The sequence below is a fragment of the Kosmotoga sp. DU53 genome (assembly GCF_001639905.1).
GTDB lineage: Bacteria > Thermotogota > Thermotogae > Petrotogales > Kosmotogaceae > Kosmotoga > Kosmotoga olearia.
Map to the genome: position 1 here is coordinate 1 of NZ_JGCK01000052.1, position 1,470 is coordinate 1,470.

The following is a 1,470-nucleotide window of genomic DNA, read 5'->3' on the forward strand; positions in this document are numbered from 1 at the left end:
TTGGTGACTCTTAAATGTATTTTCGGATTACTTCGTGAATCTCCGTAAACAACGAACCTAAAGTGATTACCAGGATTAAAAGGAATAGAAAAATTACCTTCCAGAACATAGTCGGTAGAAGATTCACATTCAATACGATATTTGTAAGAAACATCCGGGCTCAAATCGGATACAGTCAGTACATGAAACTTCGAAGGTTTGGATTCAAACACCTCTTTGGAAAAGTGTTCATTATAGACATACAAATTACATACAACCGGAGTTGTAGTGTACCAGCTAAACTGAACAGTATTTGTAGCAGGTGATGTGATAACAACAGCCAGCAATGTCATGGAAATCGCAACAAAAAATAGTATGGCAAACAACATTTTCATACCAGATCTTCCTTTCAATTTTTAACTCTTCCTCTGTTCCTATTTTACCTTCTTTTTTCCCACTCCAAAGGAGTGCTCTTCATCGGTGAAATTGGTCGCACCGGTTCTCGAACAAAAATTGAGTTGCCAGCTGACAGCCTCGCGAGCGTCATGTTTTTTCTCGGACTCTCGGCTTCTCCTATTCTTATCAGGAGTTCGTATCACCGGCGAAGCCGGACACAGCGTCTTTCACTTCTTATAAGCATCTCCACGCTTGATTATATGAATAACAAGAATAACGAAGGTATTATTCTGAAGCTTGAATATAACACGGTAATCCCCAACCCTCAATCTTAATAGACCATAATACTTGCCTGTCAAGATCTTCACATCGAGGCGGGGCACATTTTTGTCCCCATTATAGTGATCTATGAGATTCAAAAACGCTTTGTCGATTCTTTTTTGAACAGTTCTGTCTAACTTATTGTATTCTTTTTGTGCTGCTGTTGTGAATTCAATCCTGTAACTCATGCCCATCTGCTATCTCCAGATCTTCTTTTGTCATTGCATCGAGAATTTTGGTTAGTTCAGCATTTTCTTCATCATCACAAGGCTCAACAGTTGACATGATCTTGAAATACAGGGTATTGTACCCTTCTGATTCTATGAATTTCCACAGGGAACGTTCAATGATTTCACTTGCGCTTTTTCCCAATATTCTTTTCAATTCATTGAGAACCTTCCAGGTTGAAGGTCTCATCATTATATTGTGTCGTTCTTTTATCTCATTCATACCATCACCTTCTTTACATATACACATAGTGTGTGTAGTGTGTATATTATAACATATTTCACAAAATTGACTAATGATTTCTCGGTAGCTTACACCACCGACGCAGCCGGGATCGAGTAGGAGGGGGGAATCCCCCCGTCCTCTCACAGAACCGTGCGTACGGGCCAACGTACACGGCTCATGGATTGAGTATCGGATTCTCCGACGGTGGTTAAGTACCATCATACTACCTCCGCATGGCCTTCAGAATAAGTCGCATATAACAGAATCGGTTTCTTCTTCCACACAGGCATCGGTTTTCTACCCCTTTCGAGGAATATGCCC

General features: G+C 40.5%; 3 protein-coding genes. All 3 read right to left on the reverse strand.

The window, feature by feature from the left end:
• The coding region (locus DU53_RS06840) for a hypothetical protein (RefSeq protein WP_153020838.1) at positions 1-374 on the reverse strand (374 nt) is incomplete at its 3' end.
• A 228-nt stretch (positions 375-602) separates the two neighbouring features.
• Positions 603-884: a type II toxin-antitoxin system RelE/ParE family toxin gene (locus DU53_RS06845; RefSeq protein WP_235599744.1), complete on the reverse strand. Its 282-nt coding sequence runs from the start codon at positions 882-884 to the stop codon at positions 603-605.
• Entirely contained in the window at positions 868-1,146 is a 279-nt protein-coding gene (locus DU53_RS06850) for a hypothetical protein (protein WP_063728213.1), read from the reverse strand. The genes DU53_RS06845 and DU53_RS06850 overlap by 17 nt, the downstream gene beginning before the upstream one ends.
• Between the last annotated feature and the right edge of the window lie 324 nt (positions 1,147-1,470).

What these genes read in the sequence shown, in the direction of transcription:
- DU53_RS06850 (WP_063728213.1), bottom strand. Translation starts at nt 1,146, where the DNA reads ATGAATGAGATAAAAGAACGACACAATATAATGATGAGACCTTCAACC.
- DU53_RS06845 (WP_235599744.1), bottom strand. Translation starts at nt 884, where the DNA reads ATGAGTTACAGGATTGAATTCACAACAGCAGCACAAAAAGAATACAAT.